Genomic DNA, 20175 nt, shown 5'->3' with positions numbered 1-20175 from the left:
ATCACTATTCTATTGAAATTTTCTGTTGTTCCTGAGCGTCTTTTTTGGCCTTAACCCTGGCAATAGCGGCGGCGACGGCAGCTTTACGTGGATCGGTTTCTTCCGCTGACGGTGTTTCTGCCTGAGTTTCAGTTAATTGCTGTGTTTGGACTTTCTTGGCTTTGACACGAGCAATGGCAGCGGCGACGGCAGCTTTACGTGGCTCGGTTTCTTCCGCTGACGGTGGCTCTGCTTGAGTTTCAGCTAATTGCTGTGTTTGGACTTTCTTGGCTTTAACACGAGCAATGGCAGCGGCGACGGCAGCTTTACGTGGCTCAGTTTCTTCCGCTGGCGGTGGTTCTGCTTGAGTTTCAGCTAATTGCTGTGTTTGGACTTTCTTGGCTTTAACACGAGCAATGGCAGCCGCGGCGGCAGCTTTACGCGGATCAGTTTCTTCCGCTGGCGGTGGTTCTGCTTGAGTTTCAGCTAATTGTTGAGTCTGAGCTTTCTTGGCTTTGACACGGGCAATAGCGGCAGCGACCGCATCTTTATGAAGATCTTGTTTTTCACTAGCGGTAGTTTCTGGTTCTCTCGCTTCTGGTGATGGTGTTACTTCTTGATTTTGAGCTGCTTTTTTCGCTTTAGCTCTGGCAATTGCTGCTGCTAATGCGGCTTTGCGTGGATCTTCTGCACTTGGTGGTTCAGATGGAGCAATACTAATATTTTCCACCGCCTGTTTTTCCGCTTGACGAGCGCGAAGCTGCTCTTTTCTTGCCTGACGAGCAGCTATTACTGCGGCATTATCAGGTATTTGCCCCGGTTCTATAGCAACAATTTTACCCGCGTTAGCCTGTTTTTCCTTCACGCGGGAAAGCGCATCTTGTACAGCGCTCTTATCTTTATTATCAATTTGGACGGTCGATTTTTTGTGCCTTTCCTCTCGGGCCAGTTTTTCTCGTTCCATGCGCGCCTGCTTAGCTTCGAAACGAATTTTGGCTTCGGTTGAACGGCGGTTTTCCTGATCCAAGGCCCGAATTTCGGCTTTCTCTTGGCGATAATATTGCACTAGAGGAATATTGCTTGGGCAGACATAAGCACAGGCGCCGCATTCAATACAGTCGAACAGATTGTGATCTCTGGCTTTTTCGTGCTCTTGTCCCCGACTGAACCAATAGAGCTGTTGTGGCAATAAACGGGCAGGGCAGGCTTCCACACATAATCCACAACGGATACAAGCTTCTTCCGTTGTATTTGAATCCATTTCCTGATGGGATGGAGCCAGAATACAGTTACTGATCTTAACGATGGGCACGTTGAGGTCAGGTAGCGTAAATCCCATTAAGGGCCCACCCATAATGACCATCTGTTCTGATTGTGGTGCAAAGCCGGCTAACTGGAGAAGAAATTGTACCGGAGTACCGAGCCGCGCCCAAAAGTTACCCGGCGAGGTGATGGCTTCGCCAGTAATTGTGACGATGCGCTCAATCAAAGGTTCTCCATCAATAATGGCACGTTTGATTGCAACCACTGTACCTACGTTCTGCATCAGTACACCGATAGTAGAGGAACGGCCACCGGAGGGGACTTCTTTACCGGTCAGTATCTTGGTCAGTTGTTTGGCACCGCCAGAAGGATATTTGGTTGGGATAACCCGGACGATAATCGATTTATCGCCCTTTAGAACGGTTTTGAGTTCTTTTATTGCTGCTGGTTTATTATCTTCGATACCAATCAGGATCTGCTCCGGTTTAAGCAGATGTTCCAGAATACGAATGCCCTCAATAAGTTCGCCGGCATGTTCCTGCATCAGGCGGTCATCCGCGGTGATATAAGGCTCGCATTCTGCGGCATTAATGATCAGTGTCTTAAGACCATGACGGCCGCTTTGTAGTTTGGCTGCGGTAGGAAAGCCGGCTCCACCTAAACCTGCGATACCGGCCCGATGGATTCGGTCAAGAATCGTATCTGTATCCAGTGATTGATAATCCGGTGCTTGAATGCGTTCACCCCATTGATCTTTCCCATCAGGGCACAAACGAACGCATAACTCTTTCAACCCGGATGGGTGCGCTGTAATACACGGTTCAATGGCAATGATTGTGCCGGAAGTCGATGCATGCACCGGTACAGTACGACCAGTGCCAAATGTCAAAGGTTGGCCTTTAAGCACTTCATCACCCACTTTAACCAGCAACTCGCCTTCCGTACCCAAATGTTGTTGCAATGGGATGATTAACTCTTCCGGTAGTGGCGCAATGCGTAAAGGGGTCTGGCTGGATTGCAGCTTCATTTCAGGTGGATGAATACCACCGGCGAAATCCCAGATTTTATTCTTATTGAGCAAATTAAATAAATTAAACATGGTGTTCAGCCTCAATATTTTTGACCGGGGTACTTTTAATGGAAGTGGCGAGAGGTGGCTGAACAGGAATATTTCTAACTGGAATAGCTTTTAAATCCCATTTCCAGTTGGAAGTGGTTGTTGCTACAGGGATCATCGTAATACAGTCTGTTGGACAAGGAGCAACGCACAGGTCACAACCGGTACATAAATCTTCAACAATGGTATGCATGGCGCGTGTAGCACCGACGATAGCGTCTACAGGACATGCCTGAATACATTTAGTGCAACCAATGCAATTTTCTTCATCAATAAAGGCGACTTTGCGTGCAGGGTTTTGTATGTTTGCATCACCATCTAATGGTTGAGGATCGATACCGAGCAGCTCTGAAATTTTCAGCATGACTTGCTCACCACCCGGTGCACATTTGTTAATCATCTCGCCATTATTCGCTACGGCTTCAGCATAAGGGCGACAGCCTGGGTAACCGCATTGTCCACACTGGCTTTGCGGCAGAATATCATCAATGTTTTCAACAATGGGGTCCTCTTCCACCTGAAAACGGCGGGCAGCAAACCCTAGGATTAACCCAAAAATTAACCCTAGCGCACTGAGTGCACCAATAGCAATCCATAACGATGTCATCAGAATTTCACCAAACCACTAAAGCCCATAAAAGCCAAGGACATTAAACCCGCAGTAATAAGACCAATAGATGACCCCTTGAAAGGGGCGGGTACATCAGCAACAGCCAGACGTTCGCGAATAGCGGCAAACAATACCATAACAAGAGAGAAACCGGCGGCAGCACCGAAACCATAGATAGCGGATTGTAAAAAATCGTGTGATTGATTGATATTCAGCAGCGCCACACCCAGTACAGCACAGTTAGTCGTAATCAACGGCAAGAAAATACCCAATAACCGGTATAACGTCGGGCTGGTTTTGCGTACAACAAGCTCTGTGAATTGCACCACGACTGCAATGACAAGAATAAAGCTCAGAGTACGCAAATAGATTAAGTCCAGTGGTAATAAAATAAAGGTATTCACCAGCCATGAACATACAGAGGCTAGTGTCATAACAAATGTTGTCGCAAACCCCATCCCGATGGCAGTTTCCAGTTTTTTAGATACGCCCATGAAAGGGCATAAACCGAGGAATTTCACCAAGACGAAATTGTTAACCAATACGGTTCCAACAAATAAAAGAAAATAGTCAGTCATTGCTGTGCCTGAAAATGAGTTTGTTGACTTTTTATTAAATTATAAGTATGCCCTCGTTTTACCAGGGGCAATCTATTGTTAATGATAACAACCAAAGAAAGTTGAGGTTATCGATCTTGTGTGAAAGTCATTTTGACTCGATGAGAGCGTTTAATGTAGGGGACAAAAATAGCAGTTGCCAATAGTGGCCATGCTAATGCACGCAAAGCTATTTGATCAGGAATAGGGGAGAAAGCGAAAGTTTTCAATGCAATTAATACGGTAACAATAAGCCAAATAATAAAAATTTGGGGAAATCTTTTTGATCGAATGAAAAGCAGTTTCAATACCCATAGGGTGTAACACCACATTACCGCAGTAATGGCAACAGAAAGAAACCACATTAAAGTAAAGTGATTATTCCCGGCACTCAATGCATTGTTTTGACTAAAAAATGCCACAATATATAAGGCGAGCATTATACTGGCGCTGAGAAAGGTCATAATCAGATAAGCCGCCGGAGCCAGAATCCAACCATTAATTCGATGGTAATCATTGGTTTGATACATAAATCATTCCACTTGAAGCTATATGAAAAAAGAATAATAGGCGATTCTGATAACTTAGGAAATAGATTGATTGAAAGATCTTCAAGGGTAGATTCAGAGATAATTTGCGCAGCGGTCATCACCGATGATATTTTTTACGGATGCTGAATTGCTGCATATTATTAATGAGTTTGAGAGGCTGTTATGCGTGAACTGTTAAAGGTTGGGCTGGTGGGGTATGGTTATGCGAGTAAAACGTTTCATGCACCATTAATTGCTGGCACTGCTGGTGTTAAATTGGCCGCTATTTCCAGTAGTGATGCTGAGAAAGTGAAATCAGATTGGCCAAATATCCCGGTGATATCCCGCACTGAGGATCTTTTTAATGATCCCGACATTGACTTAATCGTTATTCCGACACCTAATGATACGCATTATCCTCTAGCACAGAAGGCATTGGCAGCGGGTAAGCATGTTGTGGTGGATAAACCGTTTACTATCACAGTTGAACAAGCTGAATCTTTAAAAGAGCAGGCAGAAAAAGCGAATTTATTACTTTCTGTATTTCATAACCGCCGTTGGGATTCCGGTTTTTTGACGATAAAGTCGTTAATTAAAGAGAATCGTTTGGGTAAATTAAAATATTTCGCATCCCATTTTGATCGTTATCGTCCGGTTATACGTCAAAGATGGCGTGAAGCGGCAGGGCAAGGAAGTGGCATTTGGTATGATTTAGGCCCTCACTTACTCGATCAAGCGGTTCAACTGTTTGGTAAACCGCAATCTATTACGGCTGATTTGGGAATGATTCGCCCACAAGCGGAAGCGGTGGATTATTTTCATGTATTGCTGAATTACCCGGATATCAAAGTAGTTCTTCATGCAACAACTGTGGCGGCGGCTGAATCTGCTGTTTATACGTTGCATGGTATGGAAGGTAGTTACGTAAAATATGGTCTTGATCCTCAGGAAGAGCGATTGAAAGCGGGGGAAAGGCCACTGCATGCCGATTGGGGATATGATATTCGTGACGGTGTTATGACACTGTTAAGTGGAGAGGAGTTAGTGACTGAACATGTGCCGACTTTGCCTGGTAATTATTCTGCTTATTATGCTGCTATCCGTGATGCGATTACGCTAGGTAAACCTAATCCAGTCACGGCAAGTGAAGCCATTCAAATTATGAAATTAATTGAAGCCGGTATTCAGTCGGCAAAACAACAACGAACAGTCATTATATGAAAACGTTAATACTGTGTGATGAGAAGATTGGACGTAACCAGTTTACTGGAAAGGTAATTGAAAACAGTAAATTCCTTAACTGCGATTTTTCAGGGGCCGATCTGAGCGAAACGCAGTTTATCGGTTGTCAGTTTTATGACCAGGAAAGTCAGATGGGGTGTAACTTCAGCCATGCTGTGCTAAAGGACGCCAGCTTTAAAAGCTGTGATCTGTCAATGGTTAATTTCAGGAATGCTAACGCCCTTGGTATAGAGATCAGGGAATGTAGGGCTCAAGGTTCAGATTTTCGTGGAACCAGTTTTGTGAATATGATTAGTTCTCGTGTCTGGTTTTGTCGTGCGTACATAACCAAAAGTAACTTGAGCTATGCCAACTTTTCTAAGGTTATTCTTGAAAAGTGTGAGTTATGGGAAAACCGTTGGAACGGTGCGAATATTCTTGGTGCAAATTTCAGTGGCTCCGATCTTTCTGGTGGTGAATTTGCCGCTTTTGATTGGCGTGCAGCAAATTTTACACACTGTAATCTAACTAACTCAATGCTGGGTGAACTCGACATTCGTAGCATTAATCTGGAGGGCGTGAAAATCGATACCTATCAAGCGTCGGAGCTGATGGAACGGCTTGGTATCGTGGTGATGGAATAAACTCCCGCAGAATTTCTTAAGATTTGTCTATTTTCAGCTATTTAATTCTTAGTAGTTAGCTTGGTAAACCGGGCTAACTATTTGCAAAGCAAGGAAAATAACTAATGACTTGGTGGCAAAAGATAAGAATAGATCCTTTTTTGATGATATTAGTGACGGTAGTCGTTATTGCGACATTCTTGCCTTGCGAGGGAGAAATTAAAGTCTGGCTTCAACGGCTAACGACGGCTGCTATTGCTTTGCTGTTTTTTATGCATGGAGCTAAATTATCCCGTCAGGCCATTATTGCCGGCATGGGACATTGGCGGCTTCATTTAGTTGTTTTTCTCAGTACTTTTGTCTTATTCCCAATTATCGGATTAGGGTTGAATTTGCTAGTACCCGAAATCATGACATCAACGATTTATTGGGGATTCCTTTATCTTTGTGCATTACCGGCTACGGTTCAGTCAGCTATTGCTTTTACCTCTGTTGCTGGTGGTAATGTTGCCGCTGCCATTTGCAGTGCTTCGGCGTCCAGTATTCTGGGCGTGTTTTTATCGCCAATATTAGTCGGGTTGATGATCCATACACAAGGCGAAGGCAGCCCCGATACGCTGGAAGCAATAAAATCCATAATTCTTCAATTGATGGTTCCTTTTATTATTGGGCATTTGTCGCGGCCATTGATTGCCCGTTGGGTAGAAAAACATAAAAAACTGGTTAATATGACTGACCGGTCATCGATTCTTTTAGTGGTTTATGTGGCTTTTAGTGAGGCGGTGGTAGAAGGTATCTGGCATAAAATTGATGGTTATTCGCTACTGATGATTGGGGTGGTTTGCTGTGTTTTATTGGCGGTTGTGTTGGTTATTAATACTTATATTGCCCGTTGGTTAGGTTTTAATAAAGAAGACGAAATTACGATTGTTTTTTGTGGTTCGAAAAAGAGTCTGGCTAATGGCGTGCCAATGGCAAATGTTTTATTCCCCGCTACGACGGTTGGTGTAATGTTGTTGCCGTTGATGATTTTTCATCAAATTCAGTTGATGGTGTGTGCAGTATTGGCGCAACGTTATGCCAAGGGGTTAAAATAAAAATAGATATAAATCTATGGTAGGGAATGATTCAATTATCCAAAAAGATAGTTAATATGACGAATTGAGGCGACTAGGGTATATAAAAAATCATTTAACAATAAACCTATATTGTAGGCACTAACAGCGATTTTTCTTCTGAGGCAATCCGTAATGATATACGGTCATGGGATATATCCTTTAAATTGAGTAATTAGCAAGTTGTAAGCAAACCATTAGTCTAACTAAATTGACTAGACCAATAAAAATAACTATGCTTAAAGTATGTACAACAAGAGGTCATTTTATGGAAAAGGTTAACATCTACGACGCGAAAACTAACCTGTCCAGAATTATCCAGGAAGTCGCTCGCACCGGTGAGCCCGTAGTGATCGCCAAGAATGGTCATGCATTGGTTAAAGTCATCGCATACAGAGAAGATAAACCTAAGCGCAAGCTTGGTTTTCTCAAAGGCAAAGGTAGCGTCCCCGCCAATTTTGACGATATGAACAGCACCGAAGTTATTGATATGTTTGAAGGAAAATACTCCTAATGGATTTGTTGTTAGATACCAATATCCTGCTGTTCATGGCATATGAACCGGAAAAATTGAAAGCAGATATTGTTGATATACTTGAAGATACCGACAAAACTCTTTGTTTTAGTGCGGCGTCAGTATGGGAAGTGGTCATCAAAAATAGTCTCAACAAGCCTGATTTTTCCGTAGATCCCAAACAGTTCAGGGATGGGTTGTTTGAGGCTGGTTTGATAGAAATCCCCATAAAAAGCGAGCATACGCTTGTTGTGAGCGATTTACCTGAAAAACTACATAAAGACCCGTTTGACCGGTTAATTGTCGCTCAGGCGAAGCACAACAAGATTCCACTGATCACAAGTGATAGTAAGCTGATAAATTGTGTCAGTGATTATATAACCGTGATCCCTAATAAATAGCCAAAATAAGTCAGGAATGGAATCTCCATTCCTGCACTGTTTATATTTAACGACTTGCTGCTTTCATACGTAATGCCTGTTTTTCTGCATCACTGATAAAAGCGGTTTCCAGCCCATTTATCTGAGCCTGGCGAATTTGAGCAATAGATAAACCCGCGGCAGGTGCGGCAACTTCATATTCGTGGCGGATATCGATGCCTTCAACGGCCGGATCATCGGTATTAATGGAAGCAAGAATACCTTTTTCCAGGAATCGTTTCAGTGGATGGTCCAATAAAGAATTGACGGTGCTGGTTTGAAGGTTTGAGGTTAAACAGGCTTCAATACCAATACGGTTTTCAACCAAATAATCCATCAATACGGGATCGGTAATGGCTTTTACCCCATGACCAATACGAGAAGCTCCTAATTCCCTAATTGCTTGCCAAATACTTTCAGCACCAGCGGCTTCGCCGGCATGAATGGTTATATGCCATCCAGCATCACGGGCTTTGGTAAAATGAGATTGAAAAAGATGGCCGGGAAAACCTAACTCGTCACCCGCGAGATCCAATGCAGTAATATGTTGCTGGTGAGCCAGCAGGCTAGCTAATTCCTCAGTACAGGCTTGTTCACCAAAAGTTCTGCTTAAAATTCCGATAAGACGGATGTCGATATCGTTATTTTGACGGGCAGAACGGATACCATCAATAATCGCTTCAACGACCCCTTCAACCGGCAATCTGTGGTTCATCGCCATGTAATAAGGGGAAAAACGTAATTCAGCATAATCTAGCCCAGTATTGATGGCATCTTCAACATTTTCGATAGCAACACGACGACAAGCGTCCAAATCAGCTAATACTGCCACACCCCAATCAAGTTTTTGCAAAAAACTTACTAAGCTTGGTTCATTTTCAATAATTTGTACGTGAGGGAGTAGTGATTCCAGATCATTTGCTGGAAGCTGAATATTATGCTGGTTGGCAAGATCTAAGATAGTCTCCGGTCGGATATTTCCATCGAGATGGCGGTGTAAATCTGTTAGTGGGAGTTTTATGTCAATCACATTCCAGTCCTTTTTTATATAAAAAAGCCAGTCACATACGTTGACTGGCAATTTAACAAAACGTTTATGGGCGCGTTTTATTGCACAGGTTTCACAGTACCTTCTGCTTTCACTTTTCCATTGTCGTGGGGGGTGTCGCCTTCTGGCACTATTTGCTCTGGTGCTTCATCATCAGAAGGGTCGGATAAATTGTATTCAGACATGAACTGATGTAAGGGCATTTTCTTACCATTCATTTCTACATTACCGTCTACATAGTTGAATTTAATGCTGATAGCATCTTTATCAACCGTGGTAATTTTAAACAACTGTCCTAATTGTTCAAACTGTTTTATCTGTTGTTCAGCATTATGTTCAGCTTTTGCTTTATCCACACCATTCATTATCATCGACTGAGTAGCGAACTCAATCATCATAGGTTTTGGTAATGTAACATTCAGAGACATGTTTTGAATTAAAGTGCGAATAGCTTCTTCTGTTTTCATTGAAGACAAGCTACTTTTATCTTTCGGCAAGCTCTTCAAACCCACTTGGTAATTAATGGTGCTTTCACCTTTAGTATTCTTCCAGGTCAATGGCTCAATACCAAATTGTGGATTGTTTTTCAGCAAAATAGGCAGGTTAGAAAATACCGCGTCAATAATCGCTGTGTTTGCCGCATCGGAAGAGAGATCACCAGACGCGAGGGATTTAGCTGTGGCATCATTATATGCTTGGGTGAACTTACGGACAGATTCACCATCCAGACGATCCGCAGTAATTGCAAACTTACCAGAACCAAAATCAATGTTTTTCAGTTTAAGACCATCTAAACTATAAGTGATTTTTCCTTTCAGATTAGTTTCATCTTCACCGATATTTGAATCTATTTTAACTCCGGAAAGCATCATATCTTCATTGCCGATGCCTTTTAGGCTGATTTCCTGAATTTTGATGCTTTGATCGCCAATATAGATATCAAATTTGCCTTTTTTGTTAGCTAGGTTTAAATCAATACCTTTGACAAGGAAATTTTCGTCATTTTTATTGATGACTAACTGGTCACTCTTGATTGCCAGTGATATCTCTTTCAGATCACGGCTGAGATCGGAAGTCAGTTTGGCGCCGGAAAAATTGAACTTAGCACCATTTTTTTCAAAATCGACAGGGACGATATCAACATCAGAAATAACAGAACCACTATAACTGACACGTGAATCAGAAGTGAACAGTGATTTTCCTTTAGTGATTTCAAACAGGGGTTTTAAAGATTCATTATTTTCCAGCTCGGAATGTACGGAAGCCATACTAGGAATTAAGGTTAATTTTTTCACTTGTGCAAGTGGGAAAGGCCCGTGATCAATCACCGATTTAATTGAAATCTCTTCACCGGGTTTGATTTCTGCGTTTTTAACGCCGTCTTTAGCTGTCAGAACAAGACGGACATCAGAACTGAACACGCCACGGTGGAAATCTTTACTCTGTAACATCAGACCTGTTTCAGGGAAGGCTTTTTTCATCTCAGCATTGGCGCGGGAAATAGATTGATCTATACGTTGTTCAATCTGTTTACCTGTATACCATGAAGCTCCAGTCCAGGCTGCTCCCAAGGCAACAATAATGCCTATTGCCACTAACGATTTTTTCATAATGCAAATCCATCCTTTTAATGCATATTTTGCAGGTAATATGCATTCTCTTGGTATAAAAATGGCCGTTAACACAACTTGGAGTGTAAGTAGTGCTTAACAGCGCCTGTGAATAAGTTTTAGGCCCAGATTGGTATTATTAATTAAAAACCCGGGCGGTAAAACCATCACCGTGAATTATCACAGCCTTTTCGGCAGCAGATATGAATACTGACTCACCTGGGAAAATTCTCAATTGGTGTTCGCCAGATTGTATAACTGTTTGACCTTCAACACAAAAAACAATCGATGCTGAATTGTTATCAAGCGTAATTGACTGTTCCGATAGAGAATAAATAGAAAATGCAAAATCATCCACTGGAATATGGAAATTTTTAGCTGTTTTTTCCTGTCTTGGTAGCATAAATAAGGTGTTTGTTGGTTTTGAAATAAAGTCAAGGTTTGCCATTAGCTCAGGAATATCAATATATTTGTTGGTTAAGCCCGCTCGTAGGACATTATCTGAGTTTGCCATCACTTCAAGAGCAACGCCTTCCAGATAAGCGTGAGGCGTGCGGGCGCATAGAAACATGGCTTGACCAGGTTCAAGTTCGATGACATTAAGTAAAAGTGGAATAAATAGGCCATTGTCGTCAGGGTAAAATGCCGTCATTTTTTTGATGGAATCCCAAGGTTCTCCGAGCCGACTATTCAATGCTGATTTCAATACGCCAAGAGCTAACTGCTTTTGTTTACCACTCATATTCAGTAATTGGGAAAATAAGCAGGCAAGATTCTGTTCATTTGGTGTCTGAATAAAGAACGGAATTTTGGGATGGGCCGCAGTAATAAATTTCAGTAATTGCGCGATTTCGTTTAATGGACGGAACCCATTCATTGCCCGGAAAGGGGTAAGGGCATAAACCAATTCGGGCTTATGGTTATCATCTTTGTAATTTCTTTCCGGGGAATCCAACGGAATACCGGCGATATTTTCTTTGGCAAACCCCTCTTCTGCGGATTTTTTATCAGGATGAACCTGAATTGAAAGAGGTTGAGCGGCGCACAATACCTTAAATAGGAAAGGCAAACGGTGAAATCTATCTGAAACTTTTTTCCCCAGATATTTTTCCGGATCACTGGCTATTAATTCATTTAAGGCAATGGGTTTTCCCGTTTCTGGATTGACTACAAGTGAACTGCTTTTAGGATGGGCACCCATCCATAATTCAGCCATTGGCAGATTATCTGGATTTTCAACACCATAAATATCCATCAGGGCGGTTTTGCTTCCCCATGAATAGCGCTGGATCTGATTTATCATCTTCAACATGGCCGTTACTCTCTTTTTAAAAAAATCAATCTATTTCCTTTCTACCACAATACGATAAATACGACTTGGTTGGCATAATCAGGAACTAATATGTGGCATGATAACAGAATGCTAATCAGTTTATCTGCAAAGACTGATTATACCCTATTGATTTCAAGATGCATCGCGACGGCAAGAGAGCGAATCCCTGGGAGCATAGGTAACTATGTGACCGAGTGCAGCCAACAAAGAGGCAACTTGAAAGATGACGGGTATATGCATATTCGATTATTCTGTGTGTTAAGGAGAGATAGTAATGGCAGCCACTCGCATTGAAAAAGACTCAATGGGGCCTATCGAAGTACCTGCTGACCAATTGTGGGGAGCGCAAACTCAACGCTCACTTGAGCATTTCCGCATTTCGCAGGAGAAAATGCCGGTTGCATTAATTCATGCTCTGGCATTGACCAAACAGGCTGCGGCCGGTGTCAATATGGGTTTAGGCCTTCTGCCGCAAGAACGTGGAGAAGCAATTATTGCTGCTGCGAAAGAAGTGCTGGAAGGTAAACATCCGACAGAATTTCCGCTTGCTATCTGGCAGACCGGTTCTGGAACACAAAGTAACATGAACATGAACGAAGTGTTGGCGAACCGTGGTAGCGAGATCCTTGGTGGGGTGAGGGGGAATGAACGCCTTATCCATCCTAACGATGATGTCAATAAAAGTCAGAGTTCTAACGACGTTTTCCCAACAGCAATGCATGTTGCCGCTGTTATCGCGTTGCGTGAACACCTTATTCCTGAGCTGAAAATATTACAAAAAACATTGGCTGATAAAGCTGAAGCTTATAAGGATATCGTTAAAATTGGTCGTACCCACCTGCAAGATGCGACGCCATTGACCCTTGGTCAGGAAATTTCTGGTTGGGCTGCAATGTTAATGCATAATCTGAAACACATTGAAGACAGTATTCCCCATGTTTGTGAACTGGCGCTAGGGGGAACTGCGGTTGGCACCGGTTTAAATACTCATCCTGAATATGCTGTTCGTGTTGCTAAAAAATTGGCTGAATTGACCAATCATCCGTTTGTTACTGCACCAAATAAATTTGAAGCACTGGCGACTTGTGATGCGCTGGTTCATTCTCATGGGGCATTAAAAGGTCTGGCTGCATCCATGATGAAAATTGCAAACGATGTTCGTTGGTTGGCTTCCGGCCCTCGCTGTGGTATCGGCGAAATTTCAATTCCTGAAAACGAACCGGGTAGTTCAATCATGCCAGGTAAAGTTAACCCAACTCAGTGTGAAGCGGTGACAATGCTTTGTGCTCAGGTGATGGGTAATGATGTTGCTATTAATATTGGCGGTGCATCTGGCAACTTTGAGCTGAATGTGTTCCGTCCAATGGTGATTAATAACTTCCTGCAATCTGTTCGCTTGCTGGCGGATGGTATGCGTAGTTTCAATGAACATTGTGCAGTTGGTATCGAACCTAACCGTGATCGCATTACTCAGTTGCTGAATGAATCTCTGATGCTGGTAACAGCGCTGAATACACATATCGGTTATGACAAAGCCGCAGAAATTGCTAAGAAAGCCCATAAAGAAGGGCTGACATTGAAACAATCGGCGATGAAACTGGGTTATCTGACAGACGCAGAGTTTGATGAGTGGGTTCGTCCGGAAGATATGGTTGGCAGCTTGAAGTAATTGTTGTTTAGACATGAAAAACTGACCGGAGACGAGTGCTCCGGTTAGTAGAATGTACGGGAGCATTCTGGAAAAATATCATGCGTTCATGCAGATGCTGGAGCAACCGCTTTCTGACACCCTCGCACTGGACAAGGGTTTACGGCGGTTTTTGCTAAATCTCACGATATAAATGTAGCCTTGGAATAATCAATTCCAGTGGTTTGGCTTTGGGTTTATAACGATGCACTATGGCATTGGCATCGTAGTTGGCAAGTCTACCTATCTTTGGTTGGTTATCGCCATAGTTAACATAAAATGCAATTATTGGCAGGGGACAAGCATACTGCACCTGTTTTTGTTGTTCCGCATACCAGACTCGTGCAATGGGCTGCACTTTCACTGGACGTTTGATTTTTAAAACCACATCATTAGGTAATTTTTTTATGTCGATAATTTCTTTGGCGACTAATGCTGCCCACTGTTCACGAGAATAGGGGGAAACTGCTCGTCCAGCGTTATAGCTTTTCTCTAAACGTTGTAGAATTTGATCTTTTGTGACTTTATTGATGATATTTTTATTTGCCCAACCAAAGCGAACTGAATCGGGATTGATAAGGGGAGTGATGGTTCTGTAAGCGTTTAAAGTTATCAAACCATGTAACTGACTGTGAACAAACTCAAACCGTTGTTCTTTATCCACTCCTGATTGCACAGTTACGATATGTTCAAGTTCTGCTTTCAACTTATTAATTTCCTCAATCAAAAGTAAAGCAGAGCGATATTGTTGTTGGTTCACAGAAAAACATAATACACCGGGAAGACGAACGGCAGCTTTACTGCTGATATTTTGGTTGTTGTGATATATAAATAGCTTCTGGTAATGATTTAACCCTATATTTAATGCGTCATTATCCGTCGCTTCATTAACAATTATTTTCGTTACTGGCTCATGTTCACTGCCTTTTTCTACATCAGGCAGAATAAACACATGAGCGGCCAACAAAGAATAGCTATTTAATTGTTCATACAGTTGTTTCAACTTATTCTCTTGTCTTTGAAAACAACTATTCAAATCTTCAATTGATAAATATTTACTCATTTGAATAACACAATTAGTTACAACATACTTTTTATTATAAAACAAAAGGAGCAAACATCAAACTCAAATATGTCAAATGCACATTCAACCACCTATAAAATTTGAAGGCGACAATGTGGTCAGGAATGTCACTAAATGATACCACTGAGAGAAAAAACACAAAATATCAATGCATTGAACGTTACTATGAACAAGACTGTTTGGTGGAAATGTTCATTTCAGCAGCACAGAAACAATACTCGGGGTGGGGCGAAGGCGGATTTTTACTGTCACCTTTGTGCCATACGCCACACAAAGCCATCGAATATTAAAATTCAAATAAACAATAAAAGTTATAATATCCTTGTGTCGAAATTCATGGTTGGATTGTAGATGTCATTTATTATGAATTTTTTAGATATTTATATATCAGGATACTGATGTTGATTATTGAGCTTCATTAAAAAGACACAATAATTAAAATATCTACCTAAATGAATGTGAATACCACATAAACTAACGAAGAATGATTATGGGAATACTCACAGGCAACGATACTCCGATCCCAGGAAAATCCTATATTATTCATCCGTATCCAGCGGGTGATTACGCGACTGCTGTAACGGTGGCTAGTAAGTTTCATGCAGCGCCGGGGAGCGTGTCATTGGCAATATGGGAGAGCACTATACCACACCAAAAATTTGAGTGCGTCTGGGAAGGAAAGAGGGGAGGCTACCTTGGCTTTATTTGCCGGGCCTCCCCTGTAAGTGATCACGGGGCTTACCTTGGCTACAACGCTCACGAGATACTTATCTGTAAAGCTCAGTACCAACAAAAATGGGAAGATATGGCTGTGGTTAAGCGTTCGTCTGGAGGATTCGAGTGGTGTATGAGAAAGGATGACCATCTTGCATTTGTTGGAATTCAGGGCAACATACAACTGAAAATACTTAGAGACTTTACCACGACATGGGGCTTCACCGAGTGGTTCTGACCTCTAAATCCAGCACTTAACTGCTGGATTTAGAGGTCAGAACATACTTGTTCGGGTTATCTCATCGGTGCCCACGAATATTAGGGAGGCTTAGGCATAATCTGTTTTTGTTTTGATTATATTAATGATATGTTAATTAATTTAATATATAAGGAAGGGTGATGAAACGAAAAACAGGGTTTTTCTTTGATGAACATTGTTTTTGGCATAGTACTGGCGCGTATGTAGTTACTTTACCTGTCGGTGGTTGGGTTCAACCTACTTCTGGAACTGCACATGCTGAATCGCCGGAAACAAAAAGGCGGCTAAAAAATTTGATGGATGTATCGGGCTTGAGCCACTCTTTGCACCTTTCTTCGGCATCGCCTATTGATGAGCAAACACTACGTAAAATTCATCCGGAAGAGTACCTGAAGCGGTTTAAGCAAGTCAGTGATAATGGTGGAGGAATGCTTGGTATAGAAGCCTCTCTGGGACCGGGAAGTTATGAAATTGCTAAGCTTTCAGCCAGCCTTGCTTGTGCGGCGGTGGAAGCAGTGCTTAGCGGTGAGCTTGATAATGCTTACAGCCTTTCTCGACCACCAGGTCATCACTGTTTACCTGATAAGTCCATGGGATTTTGTTTTCTAGCAAATATCCCATTGGCAATTGAACAGGCAAAAGCACGTTTTGATTTAAAACGAGTTGCGGTCATTGATTGGGATGTTCACCACGGTAATGGTACTCAGCATATTTATTGGGAGCGTTCTGATGTTTTGACCATCTCGATACATCAGGATGGTTGCTTCCCTCCAGGATACAGCGGTGAAGATGATATTGGGGAAGGTGAAGGAATAGGTTATAACCTGAATATCCCATTACTTGCTGGAGCCGGACATAATAGCTATATCTATGCAATGACACAGATAATACTTCCAGCGCTTGAACGTTTTAAACCGGAACTGATTATTGTTGCCTGTGGCTATGATGCGAATGCGGTGGATCCTTTGGCCAGGATGCAGCTCCATAGTGAAAGTTTTCGGGAGATGACCCAGCTAGTGCAACAACAGGCAGCAGATAGTTTATGCGACGGAAAACTAGTCGTTGTTCATGAAGGCGGGTATGCGGAGTCTTATGTACCATTCTGTGGATTGGCTGTACTTGAACAGATGAGCGGCATTCGTACGGAAGTCAAAGATCCAATGTTAGATTCTATACGCTTGCAGCAGCCAAGAGCTAAGTTTGAGCTATTTCAACAACAACAGCTTGATAAACTTAAAGAAAAATTCGGTCTTTGAGCTTTGTTGCGTAGGTTTGTTCCACATAGTTTGGGAGCAAACCTATATTAATTGAGTTCAATAGATGGAACAAGAAGTTCGATAAACAGGAACAGCATCATGCTGTTCCCGATAATAGTTATTTTATAATCAAGCAGGGCTAATTGTTGTGTCAATTACTTGGTAAAATGCATTTAGGGTATCTGAGATTGTCCAAATACCCAGTATAACGTGATAGCCTTGATAACCCTCTGGTAAGGTACATTTATTAATAACTCGGTTGCCCGGCATTTTTTCCTGATAATCCTCAAAGCAGAAAGGTGTACTATTAAATTGCTCTCTGGTTAAAGGTTTATTGGGATCCCAATTAGGTTTGGTAATAAAATATTCCCAACTTGAGGTTTTGTGTTGAATCATAATTTCCCACTGAAACTCAATATCACCGGCAGTAATAGGAATTTTTCTCCAGCGATCTTCAGTTTGAACATCCAATGAGCCAAAATGACCAATGCCAGCGCTAGCAATATGGCCATCTTCCGGACCAGTTTGCGGAAAGCCTTTCTTAGCTTCAAGAGATTGAGGCTCATACTTAACTAACCCACAATCCGTATTTTGTTCATTTCCCTGTGCAGAACAAAGGAATGCACGACTTCCTGGACTATCAATATAACCATGAGCCCATGCGCCATTAAATAAAGCTGTAATTATCGTAGCGGATAAAGTCATCACTTTCACTTTATGTTTATACATAATAGTGTCCTCCATTTTACAGGATAATTTATCTACGACAAATAAAGCCCCAGGACTTAGCTATCAATTCTAGATAAATATAATATGATTATCCATTTCATAAATTGATTAACAATCTAATTATATTAAGTTATTGAAATTTTGTTTGAAATATGCCTGTTACTATTTTTTGTAATATAAAACGATATGATTTTTCTAATTTATTCGATATGGTTCATATAATAGACAGTTGATGCATCTTAGGTAACGCCCGCTATCTTAAAAACACTTATTTATAGTTATGGTGATATATTTTCATCAGAATATTCCTATTCAGATAATTAAAATAAAAAATTATCGATATAAGGTAATAAAAACAATTGATTAAAATATTAAATCATCTCATATTACGGTTTAAAACAACCAACCTGTCCAAAACCGTAATATCTACTTAAGTACTATAATAATATTCTACTAATGTTTAATAACATAAAGATCTTTTGTCGACACAAAACCCAATGGGCTCATATAATACCCACCAATATAAGGTTTGACTAATCTGACACCGATATAGTAATAAACAGGAATTGCTGGTACATCTTTTGCCAAAATATCTTCTGCTTGCTGAAAATATTTTCGATCATTTGTTGCTTTAGCTTTATTTATCAAATCATCATAAGTATGATTGCTATATAAGAATGTATTATTAGAACTATCAGTAACAAAATTATTTAAAAACGAGGCAGGATTATCGTAATCAGCGATCCGTGCATATCTCACCATCTCAAAATTACCTTGATGAATAACATCCAACATAGCTTTTCGTTCTTGGTTCTGCAAAATAATATCTACATCCAGACTTTTTTTCCACATTGAAGTCGCCGCAATAGCAATCCGTTTATGCTCTTCTGACGTATTATAAAGAAGTTTAAATTTCAATGGGTTACTTCTATTATAACCCGCTTCATTTAATAACTTCCTAGCTTTCTCAATTCTTGCTTGTTGTGTCCATGATGCATAATCAGGTTGCCCTAAATTCATTCCTCCAGTATTTGGTGGAGTATGATTATAAGCAGGTTCTTGACCTTGCCCCAAAACTTTATTCGCTATAATCTCTTTATCTAAAGCCAAATTTAATGCCTGCCTGACTCTGAAATCATTAAAAGGTGGTTTTTTATTATTAAAATCATAATAATAAACACCTAATGCTGGTGTGATATGAACTTGATTACCTAATTTTGTCTTTAAGGATTTAAATAAAATCGACGGGATATTCTTGGTGATATCAATTTCTCCGGCTAGATAACGATTGATATCTGCCGTTTCTGATGCTATTGGAAGGTAGGTGACTTTATTAATAACAGTATGAGCACTATCCCAATATTGTGAATTCCTGATACCCACAACTTTCTCATTAACAACCCATTCGGATAACTTAAATGGCCCACTACTGACAAATACATCGGAATGAGTCCATTTTTCGCCATACTTTTCAACCGCTTTTTGGCTTATAGGTACCATAACAGGGTAGGCCAACATCTGTAAAAAATAGGATACGGGTTGTTCTAACGTCACTTCCAAAGTTAAATTATCCAGCGCTTTTACACCTAATTCATCGGTTTTTTTCTTGCCAGCAACAATATCTTTGGCATTGACTACATGCATGTTTCCAAGATAACTGCCATACGGAGAGGCAATTTTGGGATCAACTAAACGTCGCCAGCTAAAAACCACATCATGGGCAGTAATAGGGGAGCCATCAGACCACTTTATTCCTTTTCTTAGATGAAATAACCACACTTTATGATCTTTGGCTTCCCAACTGATCGCTAAATCAGGATTGATTTTTCCATCACTGCCCGCTCTGATTAATCCACTAAAAAAATCATGAATAATATTAAATTCAACATCATTTTCAACTTTATGAACATCAAGAGACACAGGTTCTGAACCATTATTGCGAACGATATCTTGATTAACTGACAATAATGTACCTGCTGGAATAATTGCGGCATGAGATAATGCCAGATTGCCAAATATAATACCTGTGAATAAGGATATATTCCTTAATGTTTTATTCATCGTTTGTTCTCCAAGAGAATTTCATTTTGGGGATATCTATTTCAGGGAAGTCAATTTTTTGATAATTAAGGTTTTTATATAATTTTGCAAACCAAACCTCAGAATGTTTATGACTATTTAAGATATTAAGTTAAAATTACGTGATTCTATTGAATACCCTATTTTGAATGTAAGAGGTATAACTATAATTAAGTATTAGCATAAAATACTTAGGGCTACTTCATCAATATCATGAAATTTAAGCAATAAATCTAATTTATTTTTTAATTATACACCTTGAAATATTCACTTATCACATGAATTATTTTAAGGCATTCATTTCAGCGTTAATTTATTAATCAGATTTAGCAAAAATTTTCAATAAAATGTGATCTATACCCAATGGATTTCAAGATGGATCGCGACGG

General features: G+C 40.8%; 18 protein-coding genes. 8 read left to right on the top strand and 10 right to left on the bottom strand.

Going from position 1 to position 20175, the window contains the following annotated elements:
• Window positions 1–4: 4 nt before the first annotated feature.
• The 4 genes from rsxC to LG003_RS15815 all read right to left on the bottom strand — a co-directional run bounded on the left by rsxC (window position 5) and on the right by LG003_RS15815 (window position 4095).
• Entirely contained in the window at window positions 5–2341 is a 2337-nt protein-coding gene (gene rsxC, locus LG003_RS15830) for an electron transport complex subunit RsxC (protein ID WP_262981134.1), read from the bottom strand.
• Window positions 2334–2966 carry an electron transport complex subunit RsxB gene (gene rsxB, locus LG003_RS15825; RefSeq protein WP_112878194.1) on the bottom strand — a complete coding sequence of 211 codons (633 nt, stop codon included), beginning with the start codon at window positions 2964–2966 and terminating at the stop codon, window positions 2334–2336. The genes rsxC and rsxB overlap by 8 nt, the downstream gene beginning before the upstream one ends.
• Window positions 2966–3547, bottom strand: coding sequence for an electron transport complex subunit RsxA (rsxA, locus tag LG003_RS15820; protein ID WP_011146612.1), 582 nt, complete (start codon window positions 3545–3547; stop codon window positions 2966–2968). Before rsxA ends, rsxB begins: the two co-directional genes overlap by 1 nt.
• A gap of 107 nt (window positions 3548–3654) precedes the next feature.
• A complete protein-coding gene (locus LG003_RS15815; RefSeq protein WP_112878195.1) occupies window positions 3655–4095 on the bottom strand; it encodes a DUF2569 domain-containing protein in 441 nt (146 codons plus the stop codon).
• A gap of 183 nt (window positions 4096–4278) precedes the next feature.
• On the opposite strand from LG003_RS15815, the gene LG003_RS15810 reads away from it, so the two are divergent.
• From LG003_RS15810 to LG003_RS15790, 5 genes are all read left to right on the top strand, one after another.
• The gene (locus LG003_RS15810) at window positions 4279–5316 is read left to right on the top strand and encodes an oxidoreductase (protein WP_112878196.1); all 1038 of its coding nucleotides are present in this window, start codon (window positions 4279–4281) and stop codon (window positions 5314–5316) included.
• On the top strand, window positions 5313–5960 hold the full coding sequence (locus LG003_RS15805; protein ID WP_112878197.1) for a Qnr family pentapeptide repeat protein: 648 nt from the start codon (window positions 5313–5315) through the stop codon (window positions 5958–5960). The genes LG003_RS15810 and LG003_RS15805 overlap by 4 nt, the downstream gene beginning before the upstream one ends.
• 104 nt (window positions 5961–6064) lie before the next feature.
• Window positions 6065–7036 carry a bile acid:sodium symporter family protein gene (locus LG003_RS15800; RefSeq protein WP_112878198.1) on the top strand — a complete coding sequence of 324 codons (972 nt, stop codon included), beginning with the start codon at window positions 6065–6067 and terminating at the stop codon, window positions 7034–7036.
• 286 nt (window positions 7037–7322) lie between these two features.
• Entirely contained in the window at window positions 7323–7568 is a 246-nt protein-coding gene (locus tag LG003_RS15795; protein ID WP_112878199.1) for a type II toxin-antitoxin system Phd/YefM family antitoxin, read from the top strand.
• The gene (locus tag LG003_RS15790; RefSeq protein WP_112878200.1) at window positions 7568–7969 is read left to right on the top strand and encodes a type II toxin-antitoxin system VapC family toxin; all 402 of its coding nucleotides are present in this window, start codon (window positions 7568–7570) and stop codon (window positions 7967–7969) included. Before LG003_RS15795 ends, LG003_RS15790 begins: the two co-directional genes overlap by 1 nt.
• A 46-nt stretch (window positions 7970–8015) precedes the next feature.
• Here LG003_RS15790 and add read toward each other — a convergent pair whose 3' ends face one another.
• The 3 genes from add to manA form a co-directional block, all read right to left on the bottom strand.
• A complete protein-coding gene (add, locus tag LG003_RS15785) occupies window positions 8016–9017 on the bottom strand; it encodes an adenosine deaminase (protein WP_112878201.1) in 1002 nt (333 codons plus the stop codon).
• 77 nt (window positions 9018–9094) lie between these two features.
• Entirely contained in the window at window positions 9095–10645 is a 1551-nt protein-coding gene (locus LG003_RS15780; RefSeq protein ID WP_112878202.1) for a YdgA family protein, read from the bottom strand.
• Between the two features lie 139 nt (window positions 10646–10784).
• Window positions 10785–11957, bottom strand: coding sequence for a mannose-6-phosphate isomerase (gene manA / locus LG003_RS15775; RefSeq protein ID WP_112878203.1), 1173 nt, complete (start codon window positions 11955–11957; stop codon window positions 10785–10787).
• A gap of 295 nt (window positions 11958–12252) precedes the next feature.
• Here manA and fumC point away from each other — a divergent pair, with 295 nt between their 5' ends.
• On the top strand, window positions 12253–13647 hold the full coding sequence (fumC, locus tag LG003_RS15770; RefSeq protein ID WP_262981133.1) for a class II fumarate hydratase: 1395 nt from the start codon (window positions 12253–12255) through the stop codon (window positions 13645–13647).
• Window positions 13648–13801: 154 nt separating this feature from the next.
• Here fumC and tus read toward each other — a convergent pair whose 3' ends face one another.
• The gene (gene tus / locus LG003_RS15765) at window positions 13802–14728 is read right to left on the bottom strand and encodes a DNA replication terminus site-binding protein (RefSeq protein WP_112878205.1); all 927 of its coding nucleotides are present in this window, start codon (window positions 14726–14728) and stop codon (window positions 13802–13804) included.
• A gap of 511 nt (window positions 14729–15239) precedes the next feature.
• Between tus and LG003_RS15760 the strand changes: the two genes are divergently transcribed.
• Together LG003_RS15760 and LG003_RS15755 are read left to right on the top strand one after the other, a co-directional pair.
• Window positions 15240–15701 carry a hypothetical protein gene (locus LG003_RS15760; protein WP_262981132.1) on the top strand — a complete coding sequence of 154 codons (462 nt, stop codon included), beginning with the start codon at window positions 15240–15242 and terminating at the stop codon, window positions 15699–15701.
• Window positions 15702–15862: 161 nt separating this feature from the next.
• The gene (locus LG003_RS15755; RefSeq protein ID WP_262981131.1) at window positions 15863–16978 is read left to right on the top strand and encodes a class II histone deacetylase; all 1116 of its coding nucleotides are present in this window, start codon (window positions 15863–15865) and stop codon (window positions 16976–16978) included.
• A gap of 129 nt (window positions 16979–17107) precedes the next feature.
• Here the strand turns inward: LG003_RS15755 and LG003_RS15750 are convergent, their stop codons facing one another.
• Together LG003_RS15750 and LG003_RS15745 are read right to left on the bottom strand one after the other, a co-directional pair.
• A complete protein-coding gene (locus LG003_RS15750; protein WP_112878208.1) occupies window positions 17108–17707 on the bottom strand; it encodes a lytic polysaccharide monooxygenase in 600 nt (199 codons plus the stop codon).
• 453 nt (window positions 17708–18160) lie between these two features.
• Window positions 18161–19768, bottom strand: coding sequence for an ABC transporter substrate-binding protein (locus tag LG003_RS15745; RefSeq protein ID WP_112878209.1), 1608 nt, complete (start codon window positions 19766–19768; stop codon window positions 18161–18163).
• Between the last annotated feature and the right edge of the window lie 407 nt (window positions 19769–20175).

The organism is Photorhabdus kleinii (assembly GCF_025384885.1).
Taxonomy (GTDB): domain Bacteria; phylum Pseudomonadota; class Gammaproteobacteria; order Enterobacterales; family Enterobacteriaceae; genus Photorhabdus; species Photorhabdus kayaii.
The sequence above is the reverse complement of the archived record's forward strand: the minus strand, read 5'-3'. Positions and strand labels throughout refer to the sequence as shown.

Excerpts from the sequence above, each read along its gene's own strand:
- LG003_RS15795 (WP_112878199.1), top strand. The coding sequence starts at position 7,323 with ATGGAAAAGGTTAACATCTACGACGCGAAAACTAACCTGTCCAGAATT.
- rsxA (WP_011146612.1), bottom strand. The coding sequence starts at position 3,547 with ATGACTGACTATTTTCTTTTATTTGTTGGAACCGTATTGGTTAACAAT.
- fumC (WP_262981133.1), top strand. The coding sequence starts at position 12,253 with ATGGCAGCCACTCGCATTGAAAAAGACTCAATGGGGCCTATCGAAGTA.
- manA (WP_112878203.1), bottom strand. The coding sequence starts at position 11,957 with ATGTTGAAGATGATAAATCAGATCCAGCGCTATTCATGGGGAAGCAAA.
- LG003_RS15800 (WP_112878198.1), top strand. The coding sequence starts at position 6,065 with ATGACTTGGTGGCAAAAGATAAGAATAGATCCTTTTTTGATGATATTA.
- LG003_RS15805 (WP_112878197.1), top strand. The coding sequence starts at position 5,313 with ATGAAAACGTTAATACTGTGTGATGAGAAGATTGGACGTAACCAGTTT.
- LG003_RS15760 (WP_262981132.1), top strand. The coding sequence starts at position 15,240 with ATGGGAATACTCACAGGCAACGATACTCCGATCCCAGGAAAATCCTAT.
- LG003_RS15755 (WP_262981131.1), top strand. The coding sequence starts at position 15,863 with ATGAAACGAAAAACAGGGTTTTTCTTTGATGAACATTGTTTTTGGCAT.
- rsxC (WP_262981134.1), bottom strand. The coding sequence starts at position 2,341 with ATGTTTAATTTATTTAATTTGCTCAATAAGAATAAAATCTGGGATTTC.
- rsxB (WP_112878194.1), bottom strand. The coding sequence starts at position 2,966 with ATGACATCGTTATGGATTGCTATTGGTGCACTCAGTGCGCTAGGGTTA.
- LG003_RS15750 (WP_112878208.1), bottom strand. The coding sequence starts at position 17,707 with ATGTATAAACATAAAGTGAAAGTGATGACTTTATCCGCTACGATAATT.
- LG003_RS15790 (WP_112878200.1), top strand. The coding sequence starts at position 7,568 with ATGGATTTGTTGTTAGATACCAATATCCTGCTGTTCATGGCATATGAA.
- LG003_RS15815 (WP_112878195.1), bottom strand. The coding sequence starts at position 4,095 with ATGTATCAAACCAATGATTACCATCGAATTAATGGTTGGATTCTGGCT.
- LG003_RS15780 (WP_112878202.1), bottom strand. The coding sequence starts at position 10,645 with ATGAAAAAATCGTTAGTGGCAATAGGCATTATTGTTGCCTTGGGAGCA.
- LG003_RS15810 (WP_112878196.1), top strand. The coding sequence starts at position 4,279 with ATGCGTGAACTGTTAAAGGTTGGGCTGGTGGGGTATGGTTATGCGAGT.
- LG003_RS15745 (WP_112878209.1), bottom strand. The coding sequence starts at position 19,768 with ATGAATAAAACATTAAGGAATATATCCTTATTCACAGGTATTATATTT.
- tus (WP_112878205.1), bottom strand. The coding sequence starts at position 14,728 with ATGAGTAAATATTTATCAATTGAAGATTTGAATAGTTGTTTTCAAAGA.